The 4,822-nt window shown below is 63.9% G+C and carries 8 protein-coding genes; 1 reads left to right on the top strand and 7 read right to left on the bottom strand.

The features are described 5' to 3' along the window. The 7 genes from C2I19_RS20050 to C2I19_RS22135 form a co-directional block, all read right to left on the bottom strand. On the bottom strand, positions 1–866 hold an 866-nt coding region (locus tag C2I19_RS20050; protein WP_199181297.1), incomplete at its 3' end, for a hypothetical protein. A gap of 85 nt (positions 867–951) precedes the next feature. Beyond that, positions 952–1,092 (bottom strand): hypothetical protein, encoded by a 141-nt coding sequence (locus C2I19_RS22140; RefSeq protein ID WP_158253778.1) that lies wholly within the window; start codon positions 1,090–1,092, stop codon positions 952–954. Between the two features lie 4 nt (positions 1,093–1,096). Next, positions 1,097–1,360: a phage tail assembly protein gene (locus C2I19_RS20045; RefSeq protein ID WP_103904365.1), complete on the bottom strand. Its 264-nt coding sequence runs from the start codon at positions 1,358–1,360 to the stop codon at positions 1,097–1,099. Between the two features lie 131 nt (positions 1,361–1,491). Next, complete coding sequence (locus C2I19_RS20040; protein ID WP_103904364.1) at positions 1,492–2,016, bottom strand: phage major tail tube protein; 525 nt, start codon at positions 2,014–2,016, stop codon at positions 1,492–1,494. Between the two features lie 2 nt (positions 2,017–2,018). After that, positions 2,019–3,455: a phage tail sheath subtilisin-like domain-containing protein gene (locus C2I19_RS20035; protein WP_103904363.1), complete on the bottom strand. Its 1,437-nt coding sequence runs from the start codon at positions 3,453–3,455 to the stop codon at positions 2,019–2,021. Positions 3,456–3,457: 2 nt separating this feature from the next. Continuing rightward, positions 3,458–3,706: a hypothetical protein gene (locus C2I19_RS20030; RefSeq protein WP_103904362.1), complete on the bottom strand. Its 249-nt coding sequence runs from the start codon at positions 3,704–3,706 to the stop codon at positions 3,458–3,460. After that, complete coding sequence (locus C2I19_RS22135; RefSeq protein ID WP_158253777.1) at positions 3,703–4,161, bottom strand: Gp37 family protein; 459 nt, start codon at positions 4,159–4,161, stop codon at positions 3,703–3,705. Before C2I19_RS22135 ends, C2I19_RS20030 begins: the two co-directional genes overlap by 4 nt. A 229-nt stretch (positions 4,162–4,390) precedes the next feature. Between C2I19_RS22135 and C2I19_RS20020 the strand changes: the two genes are divergently transcribed. Further along, complete coding sequence (locus tag C2I19_RS20020) at positions 4,391–4,711, top strand: Mor transcription activator family protein (RefSeq protein ID WP_103904366.1); 321 nt, start codon at positions 4,391–4,393, stop codon at positions 4,709–4,711. Positions 4,712–4,822: the final 111 nt, after the last annotated feature.

Genomic DNA, 4,822 nt, shown 5'->3' with positions numbered 1-4,822 from the left:
TTGTCCAACAGGGACAAGACGCGCTCGGTGTCCGGCAAGCGGTTGCCCAGCACCGGGTTCAGCTTGGCCCGCGCCGCTTCGTAGACTTTGCGTCCCGTATCGGTGCGCAATACCTTGGCCGCGCCGCCGGTCAGCTTTTCGCTGATCTCGCTGACTTTCTTCAGCTTCTCGGTCGCGTCTATGGCCTTGTCCAGCCAGCCGTCGGATTCGCTTTCCTGCCGCTTCAGCTCGGCGACGGCTTCGCCGGGACGGCTCTTGCCGCCAGGCTTGGCGGATGACTGGTTCTGCTTCGCAGTGGAAATGGCCTCGCCAGGTTTGGCGCGGCTAGAGGAGGCGGGAGAGGAAGGGCGAGACGCGTCGCCGGCGGCATCGCTGTCGCCGCCTTTGCGATCGCCGCCCTTGCCGCCGCGCTGTACCGGTCGTTGCCAGTCAGACGATGGCATGTCGCGCTGGGTCTTGTCCTGGTCGCGCCGCTGCCGTTCCACCTTCTCTTCCACCAGGCGGATGACGGCGCTAAGCCGGACCGAAGCCAAAAGCTCGACCCGGCGGGTCTGCTGTAGATTCAGGGTGGATTGCAACGCCTGTCCGCGCCGCAAACTGGCCTGCCACGCCTCATGCTGGCGGGTCAGCCGGCCCAGCGTGGACTCCAGCTGGCGGTGCTGGCTTTCCAGCCTGGCCAGATCCAGCCCGGCATAAGCCTGGCGGGTCCGTTCGACATTGCCGGCCAAATCCTTCTGCGCGTCGTTAAGACGCAGACTGCACTTGCGCAGCTCATCCAATGCGGAGCGGGCGGAACGGAAGGCGTTGTCGAAGACCCCGGACAGCGTCGCGCCCACCTTAAGACCGATGAAAAACTCGCTTACCATGGTGTGTGCCTGTGAAGGGGGAAAGAAAGGGGCGGCCGGCCCCGGCCCGGCATGCGGGCGGCGGCCGACCAGAAAGATGGGGGAATCAGATGGCGTCCAGCAGTTGCTGCTGGCGCTCGCCGCGGCGCTGGACTTCGCGTTCGGCCACTTCGCACCAGAACCAGTAGTCGTCCATGGCCAGCGCGTCGATTTCCGAAGGCGGCAGGCCCAGCACCGTCAGCAGCACTTCGTCAAACGCTCTGAGCGTGCTCGTTTCCGCCCACCATGTCGCGAAAGCTGTCCGCCAGGGCGCGGCTGTCGGCGATGTCCAGCTGGTCGATGTCTTCCAGAGTCAGGCCGGTCATGCGGGCGAACAGGAAGTCTTCCTGGTCGGCATCGTCCTGGCTGTGCTGGCTGGCGGCCTTCAGGTCGGCGCGCTTCAGGCGGCGGATTTCCAGTACTTCAATGCGTTGGCCGGCGGCGTTGGTGAACGGATATTGCAGTTTGATTTGCATGATGGCTCCTTGAAGCGCGTTGGGAATGCCGTCATTTTCCGGCTTCCGGGATTCGGGGTATGCGAAAGCGTTTTAGGAAGTTTCTTTAAAAGCCTCCCGCAGAATGCATCCGCGGGAGGCCGTCGCTACGCTTAGCCGCCGATGTTCTGGCGGTATACAGACAGCATGTCGTTGCCGGCCACGCGGTAGATATTGGCCATGTAATCCAGCTCGAGGATGTCCTCGCCGCCGATCACCTGCTTGACGTAGGTGGCGGTGAAGGCGGAGCTGAAGTCTGCGTTTTCATGCTGCTTGAAGGTGCCCATCGGGTTCTTCTTGAACATCACCGTCAGGTAGGTCACCAGGCTGACCTGCTCCAGGCGGCCTTGCGAGCCGTAGGTTTCGATATTGGAGCGGGCCTGCAGCTGCACGGACTGGAAGGGATTGGCCACGGTCTTGGCCACGTCCTTGTACAGCGAGTTCCACTTGATCTCGCCTTCCAGCTTGTCGAAACCGGCCGGCAGTTCGATCGTGCCTACCATGCCCAGGGCCTTGTGCTCCTTCATGATGGCGGCCACGTCCGGCAGCTTGATCTCTTCGGCGCGGCCGAGCAGGGAGTTGCCGTTGATGTAGATGTTGGCATTGGTGATACGGTTGATTTCAATCTTGCCGGCCATGATTAATTGCCTCCTTTCAGGGTGAGCAGGTATTCCGAAGTGATCTCGGTTTCAAAGGTCAGGCGTTCCAGCGGCGGCGCCACGGTGTACTTGTAGCTGATCAACAGGTGGCCGGAGGACAGCTCCACATCGGAGTTGCGCGCCGGATCGAACCAGGCCTTGAAGCCCAGCAGGGCGCCGTCGCCGATCAGCTTGCGGCCGTAGCCGTTCACCGACTCCACCAGCGAGTCGATGGTGGCCTGGTTCAGCGGCATATCGATGTATTGCTGGCTGAAGTAGCGGATGGACTCGTTGATCACGTCGCCGGTGCGGCGCACGTTTTCGAAGTTGCGCATGCTGGACACCGCGGGCCAGGCGGCGGTGCGGTTGCCCCACAGGCGGAAACCGGTGCCGACGCTGTTGAACACGGTGGTGATGCCAGCCGCGTTCAGTTGGTTCACCTCGCTGTTCGGGTCATCGATCATCGCCGACAGCTGACGCTCGACGCCGACCACGCCGGCCAGTTCCTGGTTGGAGCTGGACCACCAGAAGCCCTTGTCGTTATCCACCTTGGCGCGCAGGCCGGCCGCGCGGGCCGACAGCGCGTCCAAGCGCAGGCCGCCGTTGCCGTCGGCCACCATCACATAGGGGTAGCACAGGCGAGCGCGGTCGCTGGAGGTGTTGAAGTTGATGGTGCCATTCGGGCCGCGGCCGGCCAGCGCGTCGGCGAAGGCAGTGCCGATAGGCGCGTCGACGTAGGCGATGGCGTCCAGGCGCTCGGCCGCAGCGACCAGTTCCGCCGCTACGGTGTTCTGGGTGCAGAAGCCCGGGGCGATCAAGATCTTGGCGAAGAAGCCGAACTGGTTATAGGTATCCTGCAGCGCCTTGATGCCGATGCGCTTGCCGGCGGCGTTGACGCCGCCGATGATGTCGGCCGCGGTCACCTTGGTCGGATCGGCGTAGTCGTAGCTCACCTTCAGGCTGGCGCCGGCTGCGATGGCACCGGTCTTCAGGCGGGTCAGCTTGCCGTAGGTCGCGTCCACTTGGTAGTCGGTGCCGGCCACGTAAGTATTGGTGCCGTCCGCGCTCTTCACCACCACATTGGCCACAGCCTGCTTTTGCAGCGCGGCCGCGCCGCTGACCGCATCCAGCGTCACCGCCTCGCCGGCGATGCTGGTCTTGTGCAGGGAGGGGTCCAACACGTTGATCACGATCACGGAACCGGCGCCGTGGTCATAGATGGCACTCAGCGCCTGCGGGATGGTGAAGCCCGGCAGCTGCGGGCCAAAGGCCGCGGCGTCTTTTTCGGACAAGCTCAGCACCGGCGAATTGATGCCGCCGGCCGGGGCTTGCGGCGCGGTGCCGATCAAGCCGATCACAGCCGATTTGACGGTGCGCACCGGGCGCGGGCCGCGTTCCACTTCGATGGTTTCAACGCCATGCAGATAATTTGCCGCCATGCTTACGCTCCTTGTTCAGCGGTTTGGGAAGGGGTTGCCACACTGGCCGACGGCTGCGCGACGGAAACCGATTGCGGCTGGAAAGCGGCCGCGCCGGAAACCGGCTGCGCGCTCAGGTAGCCCAGCGCCACCAGCGTGCGGGTGTAGTTGTGGTTCTCCGGCATTTCCACTTCATGGCCGGGAAACAGCATGATTTCCTGGCCGTCGGCCAGGGTGACGCCGCTGATCGGGCCGGAATACAGATACTTCATGGTTGCTCCTCGAGTGAGACTGCGGTTATCACGGGCAAGGCATCCGGGGCGGCATCCGTCACTTGCAGGGTGTCGGTGGCCAGCGCGATGGCGTAGCGCGCCACGCCGTCGCGGTAGCCCAGGAAGGTTTCGGACAGCAGCCAAGCCGGTTGGCAATCCGGCGGCGCAAAACCGAGGCAGCTGCGTCGGATCGCATCCAGCACATCGCCATCCGCCTCTCCGGCGCGGCTCTGGCCGAGCAGGACCGTGATCGTCAGTTGCAGCGTGCGCAGTTGGCCGTAGCCGTCGCGCAGCGGACCGAACTGGCTCCCACGCAGGCACAGCAGGGCCGCGCCTTGCGGGTGCGTCAACGGATAGTCATCCTCGGCGCCCGCGAAGTACTCGACGGTCAACTGCGGCACGCCGGCACGCAAACGCGCCAGCAGCGCGTCGACAATTTGGGAAGTGCTTGCCACAACGAAACTCCAGGACAGGGGAAAGAGATGTGCGCAAACGCGCTCGGATCGCCGGCCAGCGGAACTGCTTGCCGAACGAGACGCAGAATGCCGGACGAGGGAGGGAGGGAGCTTGTAGCCGCATTTAGGAAGTGCGGCACTGACATGGCGCTGACACCGGTCAAAAGGCGAGCGGGAGGAGGAGATGGAAAAATGGCTGCATTGGATGACATCGCCCGCGGGAGCGCACATGCAAACACAACTACGCAGCAAGGGACCGGAACTGCTGGCCGACCTGACCGACCACATCACGCTGGCCTTGCGCCAGCTGGCCCACACCGAAAGCCGCCAGGCCGAACAGATCGCTCAGGAAATCACCCGCCGCATGGCTCAGCACTGGGGCGGCCAAAACATCTACTTCCCGCTGGGCAAGAGCAGCAAGTCGGCCGAGCGCGACCGGCAAATCCTGGCCGACTTCAACGGCGGCAATCACGCCGAGCTGGCGCTGAAGCACGGCATCTCGGTGCAATGGGTATACAAGATATTGAAAAATGCCCGCAAGGCCGCCTGAGACTGGCGCAGAAATGCCAAAGCCCCGGCAGGGTATCCTGGCGGGGCTCGTTGGAGGGCGGCTTGGCGCTTCGCGCGCGCCAATGCACAAAGCCCAGCTCGTTTGAGCTGG

It is taken from the genome of Chromobacterium alticapitis, from assembly GCF_002924365.1.
Lineage (GTDB): Bacteria > Pseudomonadota > Gammaproteobacteria > Burkholderiales > Chromobacteriaceae > Chromobacterium > Chromobacterium alticapitis.
The sequence above is the reverse complement of the archived record's forward strand: the minus strand, read 5'-3'. Positions and strand labels throughout refer to the sequence as shown.